At 70.2% G+C, this 19,353-nt stretch carries 20 protein-coding genes; 9 read left to right on the top strand and 11 right to left on the bottom strand.

Annotated elements, in window-relative coordinates; all coding sequences use genetic code 11:
• The first annotated feature begins 10 nt into the window (after nucleotides 1-10).
• The 4 genes from I2501_RS40180 to I2501_RS09295 all read left to right on the top strand — a co-directional run bounded on the left by I2501_RS40180 (nucleotide 11) and on the right by I2501_RS09295 (nucleotide 3,755).
• A complete protein-coding gene (locus I2501_RS40180) occupies nucleotides 11-814 on the top strand; it encodes a DUF5819 family protein (RefSeq protein WP_196193383.1) in 804 nt (267 codons plus the stop codon).
• Complete coding sequence (locus tag I2501_RS09305; protein WP_236046031.1) at nucleotides 811-2,061, top strand: HTTM domain-containing protein; 1,251 nt, start codon at nucleotides 811-813, stop codon at nucleotides 2,059-2,061. The genes I2501_RS40180 and I2501_RS09305 overlap by 4 nt, the downstream gene beginning before the upstream one ends.
• A 45-nt stretch (nucleotides 2,062-2,106) precedes the next feature.
• The gene (locus tag I2501_RS09300; protein ID WP_196193382.1) at nucleotides 2,107-2,802 is read left to right on the top strand and encodes a BRO-N domain-containing protein; all 696 of its coding nucleotides are present in this window, start codon (nucleotides 2,107-2,109) and stop codon (nucleotides 2,800-2,802) included.
• Between the two features lie 122 nt (nucleotides 2,803-2,924).
• Nucleotides 2,925-3,755: a BRO-N domain-containing protein gene (locus I2501_RS09295; protein WP_196193381.1), complete on the top strand. Its 831-nt coding sequence runs from the start codon at nucleotides 2,925-2,927 to the stop codon at nucleotides 3,753-3,755.
• Here the strand turns inward: I2501_RS09295 and I2501_RS09290 are convergent.
• The 3 genes from I2501_RS09290 to I2501_RS09280 all read right to left on the bottom strand — a co-directional run bounded on the left by I2501_RS09290 (nucleotide 3,752) and on the right by I2501_RS09280 (nucleotide 5,968).
• Nucleotides 3,752-4,507, bottom strand: coding sequence for a TrmH family RNA methyltransferase (locus I2501_RS09290; RefSeq protein WP_196193380.1), 756 nt, complete (start codon nucleotides 4,505-4,507; stop codon nucleotides 3,752-3,754). The genes I2501_RS09295 and I2501_RS09290 overlap by 4 nt on opposite strands.
• Nucleotides 4,508-4,572: 65 nt before the next feature.
• Nucleotides 4,573-5,466, bottom strand: a complete 894-nt coding sequence (locus I2501_RS09285) for a pyridoxamine 5'-phosphate oxidase family protein (RefSeq protein WP_196193379.1) — start codon at nucleotides 5,464-5,466, stop codon at nucleotides 4,573-4,575.
• A gap of 22 nt (nucleotides 5,467-5,488) precedes the next feature.
• The gene (locus I2501_RS09280) at nucleotides 5,489-5,968 is read right to left on the bottom strand and encodes a VOC family protein (RefSeq protein ID WP_196193378.1); all 480 of its coding nucleotides are present in this window, start codon (nucleotides 5,966-5,968) and stop codon (nucleotides 5,489-5,491) included.
• A 133-nt stretch (nucleotides 5,969-6,101) separates the two neighbouring features.
• Here I2501_RS09280 and I2501_RS09275 point away from each other — a divergent pair, with 133 nt between their 5' ends.
• Complete coding sequence (locus I2501_RS09275) at nucleotides 6,102-6,650, top strand: CGNR zinc finger domain-containing protein (RefSeq protein WP_196193377.1); 549 nt, start codon at nucleotides 6,102-6,104, stop codon at nucleotides 6,648-6,650.
• 67 nt (nucleotides 6,651-6,717) lie between these two features.
• Here the strand turns inward: I2501_RS09275 and I2501_RS09270 are convergent, their stop codons facing one another.
• The 7 genes from I2501_RS09270 to I2501_RS09240 all read right to left on the bottom strand — a co-directional run bounded on the left by I2501_RS09270 (nucleotide 6,718) and on the right by I2501_RS09240 (nucleotide 15,153).
• The gene (locus I2501_RS09270; protein ID WP_196193376.1) at nucleotides 6,718-7,599 is read right to left on the bottom strand and encodes an ABC transporter permease; all 882 of its coding nucleotides are present in this window, start codon (nucleotides 7,597-7,599) and stop codon (nucleotides 6,718-6,720) included.
• Nucleotides 7,599-8,522 (bottom strand): ABC transporter permease, encoded by a 924-nt coding sequence (locus tag I2501_RS09265; RefSeq protein WP_196193375.1) that lies wholly within the window; start codon nucleotides 8,520-8,522, stop codon nucleotides 7,599-7,601. Before I2501_RS09265 ends, I2501_RS09270 begins: the two co-directional genes overlap by 1 nt.
• Entirely contained in the window at nucleotides 8,519-9,673 is a 1,155-nt protein-coding gene (locus I2501_RS09260) for an ABC transporter ATP-binding protein (RefSeq protein ID WP_196193374.1), read from the bottom strand. Before I2501_RS09260 ends, I2501_RS09265 begins: the two co-directional genes overlap by 4 nt.
• Before the next feature lie 23 nt (nucleotides 9,674-9,696).
• On the bottom strand, nucleotides 9,697-10,869 hold the full coding sequence (locus tag I2501_RS09255; protein WP_196193373.1) for an ABC transporter substrate-binding protein: 1,173 nt from the start codon (nucleotides 10,867-10,869) through the stop codon (nucleotides 9,697-9,699).
• 484 nt (nucleotides 10,870-11,353) lie between these two features.
• Nucleotides 11,354-13,039 carry a phenylacetic acid degradation protein PaaN gene (gene paaN / locus I2501_RS09250; protein WP_196193372.1) on the bottom strand — a complete coding sequence of 562 codons (1,686 nt, stop codon included), beginning with the start codon at nucleotides 13,037-13,039 and terminating at the stop codon, nucleotides 11,354-11,356.
• Nucleotides 13,040-13,303: 264 nt separating this feature from the next.
• A complete protein-coding gene (locus tag I2501_RS09245; protein ID WP_328806288.1) occupies nucleotides 13,304-13,705 on the bottom strand; it encodes a MarR family winged helix-turn-helix transcriptional regulator in 402 nt (133 codons plus the stop codon).
• Complete coding sequence (locus tag I2501_RS09240) at nucleotides 13,702-15,153, bottom strand: MFS transporter (protein WP_196193371.1); 1,452 nt, start codon at nucleotides 15,151-15,153, stop codon at nucleotides 13,702-13,704. Before I2501_RS09240 ends, I2501_RS09245 begins: the two co-directional genes overlap by 4 nt.
• Before the next feature lie 94 nt (nucleotides 15,154-15,247).
• On the opposite strand from I2501_RS09240, the gene I2501_RS09235 reads away from it, so the two are divergent.
• The gene (locus I2501_RS09235; RefSeq protein ID WP_196193645.1) at nucleotides 15,248-15,736 is read left to right on the top strand and encodes a GNAT family N-acetyltransferase; all 489 of its coding nucleotides are present in this window, start codon (nucleotides 15,248-15,250) and stop codon (nucleotides 15,734-15,736) included.
• An 11-nt stretch (nucleotides 15,737-15,747) separates the two neighbouring features.
• Nucleotides 15,748-16,359, top strand: a complete 612-nt coding sequence (locus I2501_RS09230) for a TetR/AcrR family transcriptional regulator (protein WP_196193370.1) — start codon at nucleotides 15,748-15,750, stop codon at nucleotides 16,357-16,359.
• Between the two features lie 43 nt (nucleotides 16,360-16,402).
• On the opposite strand, the gene I2501_RS09225 is transcribed toward I2501_RS09230, so the two are convergent.
• Complete coding sequence (locus tag I2501_RS09225; RefSeq protein ID WP_196193369.1) at nucleotides 16,403-16,897, bottom strand: Lrp/AsnC family transcriptional regulator; 495 nt, start codon at nucleotides 16,895-16,897, stop codon at nucleotides 16,403-16,405.
• 238 nt (nucleotides 16,898-17,135) lie between these two features.
• Between I2501_RS09225 and I2501_RS09220 the strand changes: the two genes are divergently transcribed.
• Together I2501_RS09220 and I2501_RS09215 are read left to right on the top strand one after the other, a co-directional pair.
• Entirely contained in the window at nucleotides 17,136-18,380 is a 1,245-nt protein-coding gene (locus I2501_RS09220; protein WP_196193368.1) for a thiamine pyrophosphate-dependent dehydrogenase E1 component subunit alpha, read from the top strand.
• Entirely contained in the window at nucleotides 18,377-19,351 is a 975-nt protein-coding gene (locus tag I2501_RS09215) for an alpha-ketoacid dehydrogenase subunit beta (RefSeq protein ID WP_196193367.1), read from the top strand. Before I2501_RS09220 ends, I2501_RS09215 begins: the two co-directional genes overlap by 4 nt.
• Nucleotides 19,352-19,353 lie beyond the last annotated feature (2 nt).

Here is a 19,353-nt window from a genome sequence, read left to right as displayed (position 1 = left end):
GCAGGTACCAGTGGCAGACGAGCCGAGCAGCGAGGCCCCGCGGGCGGCCGAGTCCATACCCGCCGCTCCACCCCAGCCGGGCCTGCCCGGTCCACCCCCGCCGGACGTGCCCGGTCCGCGCCCACCCGGCGACGACGCCGACGAGGCGGAGCACGAGACCGCCGCGCCGGAGCCGCCGGAACGCCGCTGGTCGACGCCGTCGCTCGCGGTCCTCGGGGCCGCGGCCGTGGTGCTGGTCCTCGCCGTGGCCTACCACCTCGGCACGATCTTCCTCGCCATAGCGCCCAGCAACCCCATCTCGCAGCGGGAGTCGGCCGCCGTCACCGCGCACGTGATGCCCGAGTTCGAGCAGAACTGGCAGCTCTTCGCGCCGAACCCGCTGCAGGACGACATCGCCGTCGAGGCCCGCGTACAGACCCTCGCCGCCGACGGCAGTCGCACCATCTCCCCCTGGATCGACCTGACCGCCGCCGACATCGCCGCGATCCGCGGCAACGTCGCCCCCAGCCACATCAACCAGAACCTGCTCCGCCGCGCCTGGGACTACTACACGGCCTGGCACAACCAGACGGACGACTCCACCGGCTTCGGCGGGCCGCTCTCGGTCGAGTACCTCAAGCGGATCGCGCTCCAGCGGATCGGCCGCGACTGGGGCGGCCTGCCGGTCATCCAGATCCAGATCCGCTCCGCGACCACCTCCGTCACCGGCCCCGCCTGGACGGGCGCGCCCGCGACCACCACGCCCAGCTACCGCACGCTGGGCTGGTGGCCGGCCGACGACGAGGACTACCAGGGCCTGGGGGTCGGCCGATGAGCGACAACACGCAGTCGGCCCGCCCGGGTTGGGAGGCCGTCGTCTCGGCCGCCCTGCTGCGGGGCTGGGTGGCGTTCACCCGCCGCACCATCGCCCCGTACCAGGCAGCGATCGTCCGGATCGGCATCTCCCTCTGCTTCGGCGGCTTCCTGCTCCGCGAGTGGCCGAACCGCCGGGTCCTCTACGGCGATCTCGCGCCGTGGAGCACGGGCCTGGCCCGGCAGATGCTGGCGTCCAACCACGCCTTCACCATCCTGGCCTGGTCGGACAACCGCTGGTGGTTCGAGGCCGTCTACGCGGCGGCGATCGTGGTCAGCGCGCTGCTGCTGGTGGGCTGGCGGACGCGGACCATGTCGGTCCTCTTCATGGTGCTGGTGCTGTCGATCCAGAACCGCAGCGTCCTGGTCGGCGACGGCGGCGACAACGTCGTCCACCTGATGGCGATCTACCTGGCCTTCACCCGCTGCGGCACCGTCTGGTCCCTCGACGCGCGGGCCGCGCGCCTCGGCCGCCTCGTGGAGCGCGACGTCACGGGGGTGGCGCTGTGGCTGCTGCTGGGCGCGGCGCTGGCGTACTGCCAGCTCTCCGGCTTCGCCACGCTGGGGATGCTCGACATGGGCGCCTACGACTGGGGCACGGTCTTCTGGCTGTTCTGGCTCTTCGTCGGCGCGCGTGAGTGGCTGAGGCGCCGTCAGCCGGACGGCGAGGGCGCGGACCTGCTGGACGCGCTGACGACGATGGTGCACAACTCGGCGATGCTGGTGATCGCGGTCGAGGTCTGCTTCATCTACGCCACGGCGGGCTGGTACAAGATCCAGGGCTCCCTCTGGGAGGGCGGCACGGCGCTCTACTTCCCGCTGCACCTGGCCTACTTCGACCCCTGGCCGGGGCTCTCCGCGCTGCTGGGCGGCAACAGCATCCTGGTCTGCCTGATCACCTACGGCACGGTCATGGTGCAGGTGTCCTTCCCGTTCCTGGTCTTCAACCGCCGGATCAAGAACGTGCTGCTGGTCCTGATGATGATCGAACACGCCGCGATCGCGGTGACGTTGGGCCTGCCGTTCTTCTCGCTGGCGATGATCGCCGCGGACGCCGTCTTCCTGCCCACGGGGTTCCTCACCCGCCTCGGGGAGGGGGTGGCGAAAGGGGTGGCGCGGGCGACTCACTCGCCAGTCTTGCGCCAATCGATCAAGCGCCCCCGGCGTGCAACCGAAAGCGAGCAGGAGACCGTGTCACTGATCCGATAAACGGGGTTGTGCAGGGCGCACTGTCACCCACCGAGAGGGCGCGCCATGCACACGCGAACGATGAACGCGGAGTTCCCGCACACCGGGCAACTGGTCCGCGTCGTCACGATCGACGGCGAACCGTGGTTCGCCACCGCCGACGTCTGCCGGATCCTCGGCACCACCAGCCCGTCCCGGGCCAACCGCCTGCTCCGCCCCGGGGACCACCGGGTGGTGAACCTCCGGGCGATCCCCGACCTCGACGTCGTCAGCGAGAGCGGTCTCTACCGGCTGATCATGCGCTGCGACAACCCCACCGCCCGGCCCTTCCAGGACTGGGTCACCGGCGAACTCCTCCCCGCCGTCCGCCGCGGCCAGAACGACCTCGACCTCGACCTCGGCGAACCGCCTGTCGGCCGCATCGAGCTGCAGGGCCACGCGTTCGAGCTCTACGCGGACGGCTCGCTGCACTGCCAGCACGGCCCGATGGATCCCGTCCTCCCCACCCCCGACGAGGACGACGGCCCGCCCTACGGTCCCGGCTTCCGCTGCAGCGAGGTGGAGCGCGTCGGCCTCCTGGGCGGCCGACTCATCCGGCCCTGCCCGACGGTCCGCCTCATCGACCTGGCCCGCCAGTTCCTCAACCCTCCCGGTCCACGTCCCGAAAGCGCGGCGCCACGACGATCGCTGCTGGTCTTCGGCATCTCCGGCGAACCACGGGAGGTCCTCGAAGTCCTCAACGGGGTCCGGGTTCCGTCGTAGCGCAGGACGCACGAGGGGCGGCCACAGTTCGGGTGGCCGCCCCTGCCTTCCCATCATCCTTCACAGCGAGCCGCTCTGTGGGGAAGTCGCGCAGAGTGGCGTCAGGCGAGAGGCAATAAATCATGGACATGCGAATGATGAACGCGGCGTTCCCCGTGACGGGGCAACCGATCCGCGTCGTGATGATCGACGGCGAGCCGTGGTTCGCCGTCGCGGACGTCTGCAAGATCCTCGGGCACGGCAGCCCGAGCAAGGCGATCCGAGTTCTCCACAAGTCGGAGGTCCGCCGGGTCAACACCCGGACGATTACCCTGACCTCACGTCAGGGTAATCACGTTTCCGCTGGTGGTAATACCCACCAGCGCGGCAACCCGGAGCTCAACGTCATCAGCGAGAGCGGTCTCTACCGGCTGATCATGCGCTCCGACATGCCGGCGGCCCGGCCCTTCCAGGACTGGGTCACCCGCGAACTCCTCCCCGCCATCAGGCGCGGCGACGCGGACCTCGGCGCGCAGCGCGAGCGCATGGCGGAGACCTTCGCAGAGGCGATGGAGCTCGGCGAGCCGACCGTCTCCACCGTGCTCGTCGACGACCAGGGCTTCGAGATCCGCACCGACGGCTCCGTGCACTGCCTGCACGGACCCATGGAACCGGTGCTCCCGACCCCGTACCCGGAGACCGGGCCGCCGTTCGGCCTGCACTTCAGCTGCCGCGAGATCGAGCGCGTCGGCATCCGAGGCAGCATCGCCCACCGGCCGTGCCGGAGGCTCCACTTCGTGGACATCGTCCGGCAGCTGCGACGGACGGCCGACCAGCCGGCTGCGCCCGTTGCAACGGTCGGGCTCGTGCTGACGATGGGTTCGGCTCAGGTTCGCGGGAACGCGGAGCACCTCGCGGAACTTCTCCACAGGCTGGGGATGACGGGGGATGTAAACGGCCGTATGCCGGACTAGCGGTTAGACAATCGCCCGCCCTGCCAGTGGAAGAGCGCCATCCCCACGCTCGTGGCGAGGTTGAAGCTGGACACCAGGGGGCGCATGGGGATGGCCACGGTTCGGGTGGCCATCCCCTTCGCGTCGTCCGTCACGCCGTGGCGTTCCGAGCCGAAGACGAGCAGGGCGTCGTCCGGGAATTCCACGTCGTGGATGTTCTCGCCGTCCGGGTCGAGGGCGAAGATCGGCCCAACGGGCAAGGTCTGCAAGGATGTTCGGGCGACCGAGGTGGCGAAGTGGAGGCCGGCCGCGCCGCGGACGACGGTCGGGTGCCAGGGGTCGACGTCGCCGGTGGTGAGGACGCCCGCCGCGCCGAAGCCAGCGGCCAGGCGGACGACGGCGCCGATGTTGCCGAGGTTGCGCGGGTTCTCCAGGACGACGTACGGGGCAGCGGTTCGCCGACTGTCACCACTGTCCACAGGTTGTGGACGAAGGGCCAGCGCTGCCACGCCCGTGGGATGCGGCCGCGGGACCAGTCGCCGCAGTGCCTCGGCCGAGACGGCCTCGACGGGGGCCCGATCCTCCACCGACCCGAGGTCCGGGGCCAGCTCCGCCGCCAGGCGGCGGAGCTCGGCCGGGTCCGTGGTCACCACGAGCGGCACCGTCGCGCCGAATCGGAGCGCGTGCTTGAGCGCGTGGAAGCCGTCCAGCAGCACCGCGTCCGGGGAGGACAGCAGCGTGGACCAGCGGTCGTCGAGGTCGTTCGTCGTCACCGGCTCAGCCTAGGACGCCGAACGCCGCTGAACCGGCTCAGCCCATCCTGATCAGCCGAGCCTTCTCAGCCGAGCGGCGGGTTGGCGGGCGAGAACTCCGGCTCGCTCCAGCGCATGGGCAGTGCGCCCGGGAGCTCGACCGCCTCCGTCAGCGTGAAGGTCACCGCCTGCTCCTGCCAGTCCGTGTGCGCCTCACCCGTGAGCAGGAGCAGGTCACCGGATTCCCAGTCCGGGAGGACGAGACCCGCACACGGGTTCACTTCGACGTTGCCCAGCGTCATGTAGGCGCCGTTGCCCGGGTATTCGCGCCAGCGCAGCGTCGTCGGCGACAGCGTCTCGACGAAGCCGGGGAAGCCGCCGCGGTGAGAGGCGTCGGCGCGGCCGTCCGGGCCTGCCGTCGCGACGAAGAAGGTGTCCGCCGTGCCGACGCGGAGCCGCTGCGCCGTCGTCAGCTCGGCGGACCGACGCGCCGGGCCCGGCCGGGTGGTCGGGGAGGCCGGGACCGGGCGCCGCTTCTGGATGTACTTCGGGCAGTTGGAGAAGACCTGCTCCGCGCGGAGCACCCAGCCGTCCGACGTCCGCCCGTCCAACAGGCCGTTGAGGCGCATCCGGCGGCGGGTGGCGGGCTCCAGCGCGATCGTGCCGACCTGCGTCGGTCCGCCTTCCGAGCCGTCCAGCACCGCCCGCAGCGGGTCCTCGGGATGCGGGACGGCCGCCACGGTCACCGTGTGCTCGTCCGGCACGGCCAGAAAGCCGGGCTCGCCCGCGAGCACCGTCGTCCACATCCGACCGGACCGGTCTTCCGCGCCCACCACGAACAACTGACGCTGCGCCAGGAAGTCGGCCGCGACCGGCGGGATCGTGTCGCGGATGCTGCGGCCCAGATGCTCGGCCCGGTGCGTCTCCCCGGCGAACGCCTGCGCGGCGCGCTCGCCCGGGTGGTAGCCGATGGCAGCCATCGCCGTCATCCCTCCCGTCGGCCTAGAAGAAACCGCAGGTCGGAGCGTCCGTGAAGGGAGCCGTGCCCTCAGCTGCGACGCCGCTGGCGGTGAAGATCTCCAGCCGGGTGCCGTCCGGGTCGGCGAAGAAGATCCCGCCGGAGTCGCGTCCCTCGCCGTGCAGGGCCAGGCCGTCGTAGTGGAAGGTCGCGCCGCGCTCCTTGAGCGACCACTCCGCCGCGCGGACCTCGTCGACCGTGTCGACCTCGAAGGAGAGGTGGTGCAGCCCGGCCCGGTCGCGCTCGTGCGGGCCGGCGGCCTGCTGCCACAGCGTGAGCACCAGCGCTCCGTCCTTGCCGAGGAAGGCGGCACGCCGCTCCGGCGGGGCGTCGGGGGCGGAGGTGCTGAGCAGCTCCAGACCCAGGACGTCGCGGTAGAACGCGACCGAGCGGTCGAGGTCGGTGACGTTGATGCCGACGTGTCCGGTGCGGAGCGAGGTGAGCGGGGCGGCGGCGGTCGTCATGGCGGACTCCTGTCCGGGAGGGAGTGAGGGCGTGAGGGCGGGCGTGGCATGTCTAACCGTTCACAACGACAATAGGAGTTAGAACCCGGAGCCGCAACCGCTATGAACGATCTGAACGGTTAGACTCGACGCCATGGAGGCACTCGTCGATCCCCGACCGCTGCGCGGCGAGCCGATCTCGCTGGACCTGCTCAACACCCGCTGGCGGGGTGACCAGCTCTTCCACGACCCCGACGGCCTGGCCATCTGGCTCGCGTCCAACGGCCTGACCGACCGCGCGCCCGACTCCGAGGCGACCCTGGGCGCGCTGCTCCGGACCCGGGACGCCCTCCTCGCGCTGCGCACCGACCCGGACAACCCCGACGCCGCCGACGCGCTCAACGCCGTGCTCGCCCACGGCCGGATCCGTCGCGTCCTCGGTCCGGACGGTCTGCCGCACGACGAGCCGGACGTCACCGACCCGACCTGGCTGCCCGCCTGGCTCGCCGCCGACGACTACCTGCGGCTGCTCGCCCGCGACCCGGGCCGGATCCGCGAGTGCGTGCACGAGAACTGCATCCTGACCTTCTTCGACACCTCCCAGAACGGCCGTCGCCGCTGGTGCGACATGGCCCGCTGCGGCAACCGTGCCAAGGCCGCCCGCCACTACGCGCAGCAGACCAAGGAAGCGCAGAAAGGCTGAGTCCCGCCCGGTGGAACCGGACGGGACTCAGCCTTTCTGGTGGGAAACCCAGCTCAGTGGCAGCAGCTCACTTGGCGCGGTTCGCGGTCCGCATCCGGTTGAGGATCTGCGACACCGCGATGACCGCCATGGTGCCGAGCAGCATCAGCGAGCCGATCACGTCGATCTGCGCCGGGTAGGCGCGCTGCACCGAACCGAAGATGTACATCGGGAAGGTCTCCGAGTTGCCCGCGGTGAAGACCGTGATGATGTAGTCGTCGATCGAGATCGCGAAGGCCAGCAGCGCGGCGGCGCCGATGCCCGGGGCGACCAGGGGCAGGGTGACCTTCATGAAGGTCTGCGTCGGCGTCGCGTAGAGGTCCTGCGCGGCGCGCTCCAGCGTCGGGTCCATGCCCGCCAGCCGGGACTTGACCGTCACCACCACGTACGAGATGCAGAACATCACGTGGGCGATGGTGATCGTCCAGAAGCCCATCCCGCCGGGGCCGATGGTGTTGAAGAAGAGCGCGGCCAGCGTCGCACCCATGACCACCTCGGGGGCGGCCATCGGCAGGAAGAGCAGCGCGTTGATGCCGGAGCGCATCTTGAAGCGGTAGCGGACCATCGCGAAGGCGATCATCGTGCCGAGGGCCGTGGCGATGACCGTCGCCAGCAAGCCGATCTTGAGCGACAGCCCGAGGCTGTTGCACATCGTGCTGTTGCTGCACATGTTGGTCCATGCAGCAGTGGAGAACTTGTTCCAGGTGTAGTTGAACTTCCCCACCGGCTGGTTGAACGACATCCACAGGATGACGGCGTTCGGCAGCAGCATGAAGACGAAGACCAGCAGCGTGACCACCAGCAGCACGTGCTGCTTGGCCCACGCCCACGGGCTCTTGCGCCGCACCTTCAGCTCGTCGTCACGGACCGCGCCGGTCGAGCCGGTGGGGGTCAGGGTCTGAGTAGCCATCAGAGCAGGTCCTCCGTCCCGGCCTTGTAGATGTAGCTCATGACAATGATCAGCGTGCCGACCATCATCACCACCGACATCGCGGAGCCGACCGGGTAGCCGTTGGTCTGGCGCAGGAACAGGTCCTCGATGCGCTGACCGACCACCGTGGTGTTCGGGTTGCCCAGCAACTGGGCGTTGATGTAGTCACCGACCGCCGGAATGAAGGTCAGCAGGGTGCCGCCGATCACGCCGGGCATCGACAGCGGCAGGGTGACCCGACGCCAGGTCTGGTAGCCGCTGCAGTACAGGTCGGCGCCGGCCTCGTGGAGGCGCGGGTCGATCTTCTCCAGCGAGGTGTAGAGCGGGAGGATGGTGAACGGCAGGAAGTTGTAGACCATGCCGCAGACCACCGCGACCGGGCTGGCCAGCACGTGGTTGCCGACGGTCCAGCCGAGCGCCGTGGTCAGCTTCAGCACGTGCAGGTCGTTCAGGACCCGGACCACGCTGCCGTTGTCGGCGAGGATCGTCTTCCAGGCGATGGTGCGGATCAGGAAGCTGGTGAAGGACGGCACGATGACCAGGGCCATCAGCAGCGTCTTCCACTTGCCGCCCTTGAAGGCGATGAAGTACGCCACCGGGTAGGCCAGCGCCAGGCAGGCCACCGTGGTGATGATCGAGTACAGGAACGAGTGCCAGTACTGCGTCCCGTAGTTGAGCAGCGCGTCGTGGTAGTTGGCCCAGTGCCAGGTGAGCTTGAAGCCGTCGTCGTAGTCACCGGTCTGCACCGACGCCGAGACCGAGGTCAGGATCGGGACCAGGAAGAAGACGATCAGCCACAGCAGACCGGGGATCAGCAGCACCCACGGCGTCAGATTCCGCCTGGGCTTCCGTTCGGGCGCCCGCTCCTTCGCCGGAGCGGGCGCCTCGGTGAGGACGGTCATGCGGCGGCCTCCTCGTCCACGGCCGCCCCGGCCTCGATGTCCTGCGTGCCGTCGAGGCCGAAGCCCTGGCTCGGGTCCCAGTAGACGACGACCTCGGCGCCCGGACGCTGGATCTCCTTGCCGGTGTTCTGCTCGAAGACCGAGAGCTCCTCGCCGGAGGCCAGCTTGATCAGGTACTGGGTGGAGACGCCGATGAAGCTGGTGTCGACGACGGTGCCGCCGGTGAGCGAGTTGAAGCCGGCCGGGACCTCGTCCGCGGTCTTGGCGACCTGGACCTTCTCCGGACGGACGCCCAGGATGACCTTGCCGGTGGTGCTGCGGCAGCGCTTGGTGTCGAGCTTGAGCGACTGGCCGTGGGCGGAGACGGTGAGCACGCCGTCCGACTCGTCCTCGACCACGGCCGGGATCAGGTTGGACTGGCCCAGGAAGTTGGCGACGAACGTGGTCTGCGGGTTCTCGTAGAGCTCGGCGGGGGAGCCGAGCTGCTCGATCCGGCCGTGGTTCATCACCGCGATGGTGTCGGCCATGGTCATGGCCTCCTCCTGGTCGTGGGTGACGTGCACGAAGGTCAGGCCGACCTCGGTCTGGATCCGCTTGAGCTCGATCTGCATCTGGCGGCGGAGCTTGAGGTCCAGCGCGCCCAGCGGCTCGTCGAGCAGCAGCACCTGCGGCTGGTTGATCAGCGCGCGGGCCAGCGCGATGCGCTGCTGCTGACCGCCGGAGAGCTGGGTCGGCTTGCGCTTGGCCAGGTGGCCCAGCTCGACCAGGTCCAGCATGTCGGTCACGGACGTCTTGACGTCCTTGACGCCGCGACGGCGCAGGCCGAACGCGACGTTCTCGAAGATGTCCAGGTGCGGGAAGAGCGCGTAGTTCTGGAACACCGTGTTGACCGGGCGGCGGTACGGCTTGAGGTCGGTCACCTCCTTCTCGCCCAGGAAGATCTGACCCATCGTCGGGTCCTCGAGACCCGAGATCATGCGCAGCGTCGTCGTCTTGCCACAGCCGGAGGCGCCCAGCAGCGCGAAGAAGGAGCCCTGCGGAATGGTCAGGCTCAGGTTGTCCACGGCGGTGAAGGAGCCGTAGCGCTTGGTCAGGCCGGCCAGGCGGAGATCCCCGCCCTGGGTCTGGCCGAGTACGTCGTTCGAACTCATCGGAACTCTTCTCTCCGTGGGCGTTACTGGCCGGTGACCTGCTGGAAGCGGGACGTGTAGTCGTTCAACTGGGCGACGCTGAGCGACATGAAGCCGCGCGCCTTGGACACCATCTGCGGGGTCGGCACGATCAGCGGCACCCCGGCCGCGGTCGGGTCGAGCTGCTGCAGGGCGGCGACCGCGCCGTCGACCACCGGGATGTAGTCGATGTAGTCGTCCAACTGGGCGGCGACCGAGGGCTCGAGGTAGTAGTTGAGCAGCTTCTCGGCGTTGGTCTTGTGCCGGGCGAAGTTGGGGATCACGCAGTTGTCCGACCAGGCGAGCATGCCCTCCTTGGGCAGGTCGACGGTGACCAGGTTGGGCTTGCCCAGCTGCGCGACGTCACCGGAGTAGGCCATGGTGACGGCGGTGTTGCCCTGCTGGAAGTCGCTCAGGTAGTCGTTGCCCGCGAACGCACGCACCTGGCCCGCGTTCTTGGCGCGGCGGATGTAGTCCAGCGCCTGGTTGAACTGCGCGTCGGTGAAGTGCTCCGGGTCGAGCCCCTGGGCCAGCATCGCCAGCGCGACGGTGTCCTCCATCTCCGAGAAGAGGGAGACCTTGCCCTTGAGGTCGGGGCGGGTGAAGACCTCGGCGATCGAGGTGATCGGCTGCTTCACCAGGTTGGAGTTGTACGCGAGGGTCGTGTAGCCGTAGGCCCACGGGATCGAGTGCATGCGACCGGGGTCGGTCGGGTCGTGCAGGACGTTCGGCAGCAGCTTGCCGTGGTTGGGGATGTTGGCCAGGTTCAGTTCCTGGATGTAGTCGTACGTCCGGTACTTGGCCACCATGTAGTCGGAGACGACCATGATGTCGTAGCCGGTGTCCTGCCCCTTGATCAACGACGGGTCGACGTGGGTGTACCAGTCGTTGTTGTCGTTGATGATCTCCAGGTACTGGACGGAGATCCCGGTCTGCTTGGTGAACGCGTCCAGCGTCGGCCGGTCGTTGGAGTTCTTCGGGTTGATGTCGATGTACGCCGGCCAGTTGGCGAAGACGACGGTCTTCTCCACGTCCGAGTAGTCCTTGCCGGCCTGGCCGTTGTCCTTGGAACCGGGCGGAACGACATGGCCTTGAACGCCGCACGCGGAGAGCGCGCCCGCGCCCGCCACGGCGAGCCCGCCGGCCGTCGCGCCTCGCAGCAGCGAGCGACGACTCACGGCGCGAGTCGTCGCAGCCAACCTGGTGCGGTTCACATAGCGCGAGAGCTCGGTGAAAGAGCTGGAACCCGTCATGTTGGGGGGAGTGCCTTTCTCAAAGACGCGGGGGCTGGCCGAGGTCCTTTCCAGCAACGGTCGTGCGGGCGTGCAACGGAGGACGAAGCAGCTCCGTTTGTGGCGATGGGGACCGAGATTAAGGCCCGGGAGCTGCGCTTTCCATGCCCTCAAGACCATCTGGCGGCGGAATCGTTATCAACCGTTCGCATTCGCGACGTGATCCGCATCACCGCTTACCCTGCGTGATTCCCGGCCTCTCCGGCTACCTACAGCCTGTAAAAGGCGCAACAAACTGCCTACACCCCTGTCAATGGAAAGCAGCATGGGCCGCCGGGGAAAATCTCCCCGACGGCCCATGTCAGTGTGCAGAGCGTGTCAGTGTGCAGAGCGCTGATTCTCCGCGGACCACTTGTCCGCGGACCACGCGTCAGCTGTGACGGCGGACCTCCATCACGCGGAACCGCGAGGCGACGAACGCCGCGTCGCAGTAGGCCGCGTTGGCGGCCGGGTTGGCGCCGGTGCCGTGCAGGTCGGAGAAGGCCGCGGTCTGGTTCACGTAGACGCCGCCGGTCAGGTTGAGCGACAGCGAGACGCCCGCGTCCACCGCCGCCTCGACGACCTTGGCCTCGACCTCGGGCGAGGTCGTGTAGGCCGCGGCGGTCATCGCGCCCCGGGTGCGGACGGTCTCGCGCAGCAGCTCCACGCCGTGGTCGGCGGAGTCGACCGCGATGGCGAAGGCCACCGGCCCGAAGCACTCGCCCGGCAGGGCGTCCTTGGCCGCGTCCAGGGTGACCAGGGCGGGCGTGCGGATCACCGCGTCCGGGAACTCCGGGCTCGTGACGGTACGCGGCGCCAGCGCCAGCTCGCCGTACTCGCCCTTCTCGGCCCGCTCGATCCGTTGCCGGACACCCGGGTTGACGACGGCTCCGAGCAACTGCGCGGCCTTCGCGTCGTCGCCCAGCAGCTTGCCGAGCGCGTCGGCCAAATCGGCGACGACCTCGGCGAAGGACTTGCTGCCCTGGTCGGTGGCGATGCCGCCGCGCGGGATCAGCAGGTTCTGCGGCGTGGTGCACATCTGGCCGCTGTAGAGGGAGAGGCTGAACGCCAGATTGGCCAGCGCGTGGCCGTAGTCGTCGGTCGACTCGATGAGGACGGTGTTAACGCCGGCCTTCTCGGTGTAGACGAGCGCCTGGCGGGCGTTCTCCTCCAGCCAGTCGCCGAAGGCGGTCGAGCCGGTGTAGTCGATGATCGCGACCTCGGGCCGGGTCGCCAGCGTCTTGGCGAGGCCCTCACCGGGCTTCTCCGGCGCGAGCTGCACCAGGTCCGGGTCGAACCCGGCCTCCGCCAGGACCTCGCGGGCGATCTCGACGGTCAGCGCCAGCGGCAGCACGGCGCGCGGGTGCGGCTTGACGACGACGGGGTTGCCGGTCGCCAGGGACGCGAAGAAGCCCGGGAAGCCGTTCCAGGTCGGGAAGGTGTTGCAGCCGATCAGGAGCGCGACGCCGCGCGGGCGGACGAGGAACTCCTTCTCCATCGTCAGCGGGTCGCGCTTGCCCTGCGGCTTGGTCCAGTTGGCCTTGGCCGGGATCCGGGTCTGCTCCGCGTAGGCGCAGGCGACGGCCTCGAGACCACGGTCCTGCGCGTGCGGCCCACCGGCCTGGAAGGCCATGCCGAAGGCCTGCCCGGTGGTGTGCTGGACGGCGAAGCCGAACTCGACGGAGCGGGCGTTGATCCGCGCCAGGATCTCCGCGCAGACCGCTGCGCGCAGCAGCGGGCTCGCCTGCGCCCACGCCGGCTGGGCGGCGGTGGCCGCGGCGATCAGCGCGTCCGGGCTGCGGTAGCCGTAGGCGATGTTCAGCGCCTCCCCGAACGGCGAGGTCTCGCCTCCGGCGTCGGCGTCCGGGCCGACGAGCTCGTCGCCTTCGGCGGCGAGTCGGGTGGTGCCCTTCAGCCCGGCGAAGGCGGCTCCACCGACGGCGAGGGCGTCCTCGCCGTAGGCCTTCGGGAACTCCGGGTAGGGCGTCCAGTAGTCCCGCTCGGCGAGGGCGCTCACCGCGCGCTGCAGGGTCTCCTGATGACGGTCGATCAGCGGGTGGTCCGTGGTTGCGGACATGGCAACGCACTCCTCGTGGGTCCTGGCGACTGTGCCAGCACCTACGGTAACCGAATGATCGGTCGGGAGAAACGGTCACTTTCTCGCAGGGGCCCGACCAGCAGCTGCTTCGCTCCCGCGCGCGGTTGCACTACCCCGGGGCGCGGGGAACTGCGCGACAAGCCACCCATGGGGAACTGCGCGACAAGCCACCCACGCAGCTGGCAGGCCGAACGAGCAGGGCCATCCGCACGCCGGTGGTTTCTCGCGCAGTTCCCCGCGCCCCTAGGAGTGCAACTTCCCCAGGATGCGATCCAGAGCATCAAGCTCTTCCGGCGGCAACGCCGCAAGCTCCCGTGGCGGCGTTTCGAGTATCTCCGTCGCCTGCCGGGCGGCCACCCGCCCGCTCTCGGTCAGCTCCACCACCCGGCAGCGCCGGTCCGCAGGATCAGCAGTACGGGCGACCAGCCCACGACGTTCCAGGTCGTCGACGACCACCGTGGTGAACGGCTTGTCCGTCAGCAGCACGCCCGCGAGCGCGCTCATCCGCATCGGGCCGCCCGCCAGGGCACGCAGCGCCTTGGCGCGGCTGAAGCTCATGCCCAGCGCGTCGGCGACCCGCTGGCGTCGGTCGTCCGACTCCAGGACCAGCCGCCGCATCACCGCGTAGACCCGTTCCGCGCTCACTTCGCACTCACCGTTCCCCCTACGCGCTCCGTCCTCGCCGGGGCGAAGACCTGTTCCGCCGTGCCGCGTGCCCACGCGCCCGTCGTGGCCAGGCCCAGGACCAGCACCGCGAGGGCGCAGCCCAGGATGATCCACCAACCGATGTGACTGGCCTCGGCGAAGCCGGTCTTGAACGGCAGGACGACGGCCGAGGTCACCGCCGAGCCGATCACCGCGACGCCCAGCGCCGAGCCGACCTGTCGGCTCGTCGAGGCTACCGCCGCCGCGACGCCCGCCTGGCTGCGCGGCATGCCGGAGACCGCCGTGTTGGTGATCGGCGCGTTCAGCATGCCGAAGCCGACGCCGAAGAGCAGGTACGACAGCAGCAGCACCCACAGCGGGGTGCTCGCGCTCAGGTCGAGCAGCAGCAGCGCGCTCGCGGCCATGGCGACGCCCGCGACGATCAGCGGCAGCCGGGGTCCGCGCGAGCCGACGATGCGACCGCTGAGCGGCGCGAAGGCGACCGTGGCCGCGGCCATCGGCAGCGTGCAGAGGCCCGCGACCAGCGCGCTGTAACCGCGCACGTCCTGCAGGAACAGGGTGTTGAGGAAGAGGAAGCCGCCGAGCGCCGCGAACCCGCAGACGGCGATGACGGTCGCGCCCGCGAACGGGGCGCTGCGGAAGAAGCGCAGCTCGATCAGCGGCTCGTCGCGGTGCGTCTCGACGACCAGCAGTGCCACCAGCGCGGCCGCCGCCAGTCCGAAGCAGGCCAGCGACTGCGCGGATCCCCAACCCGCCTTCGGCGCCTCGATGATGCCGTAGGTCAGCGAGCCCAGCAGCACGATGACGGCCAGCTGTCCCCACGGGTCGACGCGACGCGCCCGCGGCGCCTTGGACTCTGGGATGAAGATCCCGGCCAGGACCATCGCGGCCAGGCCGACGGGGATGTTGATCCAGAAGATCGACTGCCACCCCACCGAGCCGACCAGCAGGCCGCCGACGACCGGGCCGAGCGCCATGCTGAAGCCGACCGTCGCGCCCCAGACGCCTATCGCGCGGGCGCGCTCCTTGGCGTCGATGAAGGTGTTGGTGATGATCGACATCGCCACCGGGTTGAGCATCGAGCCGCCGACCGCCTGCAGCATGCGCGCGGCGATCAGCCAGCTCAGGCTGGGCGCGAGGCTGCACGCGAGCGAGCCGAGGGTGAACAGGGTCAGCCCCGTCTGGAAGACCCGTCGCCGACCGAGCCGGTCGCCCGTGGAGCCGGCCAGCATCAACAGACTGGCCAGCACGACCACGTAGGCGTCCACGACCCACTGCAGGCCGGACACGTCGGAGTGCAGGTCACGCGCGATGGACGGCAGTGCGACGTTCACGATCGTGCTGTCGAGCCCGACGATGAACAGGCTCATGCAACAGATGGCCAGGACCAGGAGTCGCCTTCTCGACGAGAGTTCCACTGTGTCCATCCCTCACCCCGGCAAGTAGTTGTACGTCTACAACAGTTATAGCACCACAATCATCGGGCGGCCCTACCCTGGTCCCGTGATCGCCATCTCCCCGATGCGGGCCGAGCACGCGGACGCGGTGCTCGACGTCTACCGGCAGGGCATCGAGACCGGGAACGCCACCTTCGAGACGGAGGTGCCGACTTGGGAGGCCTTCGACCGCGGTCGGTTGCCCGCCCACCGCCTGGTCGCCGTCGACGACGACCCGAAGGCCGCAGCGACCGTCCTCGGCTGGGCCGCGACCAGCGCCGTCTCCTCCCGGCCCGTCTACGCGGGCGTGCTGGAGGTCGGCATCTACGTCCGTGCGGACGCGCGCGGACGCGGCGTCGGCCGGGCGCTGCTGGCGGCGCTGATCGCGTCCACCGAGGCGGCCGGCGTCTGGACGCTGCAGGCCGGGATCTTCCCGGAGAACACCGCCAGCCTGGCGCTCCACACCGCCGCGGGCTTCCGCGTCGTCGGCACCCGGGAGCGGATCGGCCGCACGCCCGAGGGCCGCTGGCGTGATGTGACCATGCTGGAGCGACGGAGCAGACAGGTGATGTGATACTCGACCCCATGGTCGAGACCTCCCGCCCCGCCCGCGCCGCCGCGCGCCGAGACAGCTACACGGTCGACACGTTGCTCGCCGTCACCGTCGGCGTCTTCAACGAGCGTGGCTACGACGGCACCTCGATGGAGGACCTGTCGCGGGCGGCCGGGATCTCCAAGTCCTCGATCTACCACCACGTCAAGGGCAAGGAGGAGCTGCTCCGGCTGGCCGTGGGCCGCGCGCTGGACGGCCTCTTCGGCATCCTCGACGAGCCCGAGGCGCAGGGAGGCACGGCGCTCTCGCGCCTTGAGCACGTGGTGCACCGCACCACCGAGGTGCTGCTGGCCGAACTCCCGTACGTGACGCTGCTGCTGCGGGTGCGCGGCAACACCGCGGCCGAGCAGTGGGCGCTGCAGCGCCGCCGCGAGTTCGACCACCGGGTCGCCGAGTTGGTGGCCGAGGCGGTCGCCGAGGGCCAGCTGCGCGCGGACGTGGAGCCGAGGCTGGCCACCCGCCTGCTCTTCGGCATGATCAACTCGCTGGTCGAGTGGTACCGCCCGGACGCGGACGGCCGTGCCGCCGCCCGCGTGGTGGACGCCGTCACCGAGCTCGCCTTCCACGGCCTGCGCGCGCCCTGACAGCCTCGGAGGCCGAACGTCCAGGCGCGCCGCCGCGCTCGGGCTACTTGTCCAGCTCCGGCATGACCGGTATCCGTTCCGTCTCCTCGAAGACCAGCAGCGTCTGGGTGGCCAGCACGCCCGGGATCGACTGGATCCGGTTGAGCACCAGCTCGCGCAGCGCCCGGTTGTCGACCGTGTGCACCAGCATCAGCACGTCGAACTCCCCGCCCACCAGCGCGATGTGCTCCACCCCCGGCAGCTCCAGCAGCGCGCTGCGCACGCTCCGCCAGGAGTTCTGCACCACCTTCAGCGTGACGTACGCGGACGCGCCCTGACCTGCGCGTTCGTGGTCGACCCTGGCGGTGAAGCCGCGGATCACGCCGTCCTGCATCAGCCGCGCGATCCGCGCGTACGCGTTGGCCCGGGAGACGTGCACCCGCTCCGCGACCGAGCGGATCGAGGCACGCCCGTCCTGCTGCAACAGGCGCAGGATCGCCTTGTCGATCCGGTCCAGCGGACGCTGCTCCGCCCCCGTGGCCATCTGTTCAGCGGTCATGGCCCCCTGCCCTCCCGTGGTGGACGACCTGATTCCAATGAAGCGCCGATGGAACCGTTTGTCCATCACTGCGGCGCAAGAGTAGTCAGTTAGATCTCTCGACCGAACAATCGGTAGGGAGAGACACCCTCTCCACGGCCCTCTCGGCACTCCCGAGTGGACCTCTGCTGCCCGCTCCACCCCACCCTCACGGGCCAACCCAGCGTCACCCCCAACCCCACCCCCTGGAGGTGCCGAGATGACCCTTCTCGACCAACCCTCGGGCGCGCCGATCGGCTCCGTCTGGCCGCCCGACGCCCACGGCCCGCGCCGCGACCCGGCGCCGCTGCTGCCCGACCCCGAGCCGTTCCGCGTCCTCGGCACGGACGCCGCGGCCAAGCTGGACCCGGAGCTGCTCCGGGACCTCTACCGCCGCCTGGTCGCCGGCCGCCGCTACAACCAGCAGGCCACCACCCTGACCAAGCAGGGTCGTCTCGCCGTCTACCCCGCCTCCACCGGCCAGGAGGCCTGCCAGATCGCTGCCGCGACCACGCTGCGCGACAGCGACTGGCTCTTCCCCAGCTACCGCGACACCCTCGCGGTCGTCTCGCGCGGCGTCCGCCCGCTCGACGCGCTGACCCTGCTGCGCGGCAACGCCCACAGCGGCTACGACCCGTACGAGCACAACGTCGCCCCCCTCTCCACCCCGCTGGCCACCCAGGCCCCGCACGCGGTCGGCCTGGCGCACGCGGCCCGGCTGCGCGGCGACATCGAGCGGCGCAGGCGAGCTGAAGCGCAGGGTGCGGGCTCCGACCGAGGAACGAGGGCGGGGCACGCGGCCGGAGCGGAGGCGAGCCGGAGCGCGACAGACGACACCGTGGTGGCGACCGTGCTGGTCGGCGACGGCGGCACCAGCGAGGGTGACTTCCACGAGGCGCTGAACTTCGCCGGTGTGCTCAACGCGCCGGTGGTCTTCCTGGTGCAGAACAACGGCTACGCGATCTCGGTCCCGCTGGCCAAGCAGTCCGCCGCGCCGACGCTGGCGCACAAGGCCGTCGGTTACGGCATCAGCGGCCGTCTGGTCGACGGCAACGACGCCGCCGCGATGCACACCGTCCTGTCCGAGGCCGTCGAGCACGCCCGCTCCGGCCGCGGCCCGGTGCTGGTCGAGGCGGTCACCTACCGCCTGGAGGCGCACACCAACGCCGATGACGCGACGCGCTACCGCACCCCGGACGAGGTCTCCGCCTGGCAGGCCCGCGACCCGCTGGCGATGCTGGAGGCGCACCTGCGCGACCACGGCCTGATCGACGACGCGGGCGTCGCCGAGGCGACCGAGGCGGCCGAGGCCCTGGCCGCCGAGATGCGCACCCAGTTCCACGCCGACCCGGAGCTGGACCCGATGTCGCTCTTCGCCCACGTCTACGCCGAACCCACCCCCCAACTGCGCGAACAGGCGGCCCTGTTGGCGGCGGAACTCGCTGCGGAGGCCGAGTCCAAGTGACGACAGCAACGCTTGCCCAGGCGCTCAACACCGCGCTGCGCGACTCGCTGCGCGAGGACCCTGACGTGCACGTCCTCGGTGAGGACGTCGGCACGCTCGGCGGGGTCTTCCGAATCACCGACGGCCTGGCCGCCGAGTTCGGCGCGCAGCGCTGCCTGGACACCCCGCTGGCCGAGGCCGGCATTCTCGGCACCGCCGTCGGCATGGCCATGTACGGCCTGCGGCCGGTCGTGGAGATGCAGTTCGACGCGTTCGCCTACCCGGCGTTCGAGCAACTCGTCTCGCACGTCGCCAAGATGCGCAACCGCACCGCGGGGAAGATGCCCCTGCCGATCACCATCCGCATCCCGTACGGCGGCGGCATCGGCGGCGTCGAGCACCACAGCGACTCCAGCGAGGCGTACTACACGCACACCCCCGGCCTGCACGTGGTCACCCCGGCGACGGTCGGCGACGCGTACGGGCTGCTGCGGGCGTCGATCGCCTCGGACGACCCGGTCGTCTTCCTGGAGCCCAAGCGGCTCTACTGGTCCAAGGACGAGTTCACCCCCGCGCCGGTCGAGCCGATCGGCCGCGCGATCGTCCGCCGCCAGGGCACCTCGGCGACGCTGCTGACCTACGGCCCCTCCGTGCCCGTCTGTCTGGAGGCCGCCGAGGCGGCCAAGGCCGAGGGCTGGGACCTGTCCGTGGTCGACCTGCGCTCGCTGGTCCCCTTCGACGACGAAACCGTCTGCGCGGCGGTCCGGGCGACCGGGCGCGCGGTGGTCGTGCACGAGGCCTCCGGCTTCGGCGGCATGGGCGCCGAGATCGCGGCGCGGGTCATGGAGCGCTGCTTCCACCACCTGGCCGCGCCGGTGCTGCGGGTGACGGGCTTCGACATCCCCTTCCCGCCGCCGATGCTGGAACGGCACCACCTGCCCGGCGTCGACCGCATCCTCGACGCCGTGGCCCGACTCCAGTGGGAGCAGTGACG

Source organism: Streptacidiphilus fuscans (genome assembly GCF_015690355.1).
Classification (GTDB): Bacteria; Actinomycetota; Actinomycetes; order Streptomycetales; family Streptomycetaceae; genus Streptacidiphilus; species Streptacidiphilus fuscans.
The sequence above is the reverse complement of the archived record's forward strand: the minus strand, read 5'-3'. Positions and strand labels throughout refer to the sequence as shown.

Bases quoted from the DNA above. Each gene is read 5' to 3' on its own strand.
- I2501_RS09305 (WP_236046031.1), top strand. From the start codon at position 811: ATGAGCGACAACACGCAGTCGGCCCGCCCGGGTTGGGAGGCCGTCGTC.
- I2501_RS09300 (WP_196193382.1), top strand. From the start codon at position 2,107: ATGCACACGCGAACGATGAACGCGGAGTTCCCGCACACCGGGCAACTG.
- I2501_RS09295 (WP_196193381.1), top strand. From the start codon at position 2,925: ATGGACATGCGAATGATGAACGCGGCGTTCCCCGTGACGGGGCAACCG.
- I2501_RS09285 (WP_196193379.1), bottom strand. From the start codon at position 5,466: ATGGCTGCCATCGGCTACCACCCGGGCGAGCGCGCCGCGCAGGCGTTC.
- I2501_RS09280 (WP_196193378.1), bottom strand. From the start codon at position 5,968: ATGACGACCGCCGCCGCCCCGCTCACCTCGCTCCGCACCGGACACGTC.
- I2501_RS09275 (WP_196193377.1), top strand. From the start codon at position 6,102: ATGGAGGCACTCGTCGATCCCCGACCGCTGCGCGGCGAGCCGATCTCG.
- I2501_RS09270 (WP_196193376.1), bottom strand. From the start codon at position 7,599: ATGGCTACTCAGACCCTGACCCCCACCGGCTCGACCGGCGCGGTCCGT.
- I2501_RS09265 (WP_196193375.1), bottom strand. From the start codon at position 8,522: ATGACCGTCCTCACCGAGGCGCCCGCTCCGGCGAAGGAGCGGGCGCCC.
- I2501_RS09260 (WP_196193374.1), bottom strand. From the start codon at position 9,673: ATGAGTTCGAACGACGTACTCGGCCAGACCCAGGGCGGGGATCTCCGC.
- paaN (WP_196193372.1), bottom strand. From the start codon at position 13,039: ATGTCCGCAACCACGGACCACCCGCTGATCGACCGTCATCAGGAGACC.
- I2501_RS09240 (WP_196193371.1), bottom strand. From the start codon at position 15,153: ATGGACACAGTGGAACTCTCGTCGAGAAGGCGACTCCTGGTCCTGGCC.
- I2501_RS09235 (WP_196193645.1), top strand. From the start codon at position 15,248: ATGCGGGCCGAGCACGCGGACGCGGTGCTCGACGTCTACCGGCAGGGC.
- I2501_RS09230 (WP_196193370.1), top strand. From the start codon at position 15,748: ATGGTCGAGACCTCCCGCCCCGCCCGCGCCGCCGCGCGCCGAGACAGC.
- I2501_RS09225 (WP_196193369.1), bottom strand. From the start codon at position 16,897: ATGACCGCTGAACAGATGGCCACGGGGGCGGAGCAGCGTCCGCTGGAC.
- I2501_RS09220 (WP_196193368.1), top strand. From the start codon at position 17,136: ATGACCCTTCTCGACCAACCCTCGGGCGCGCCGATCGGCTCCGTCTGG.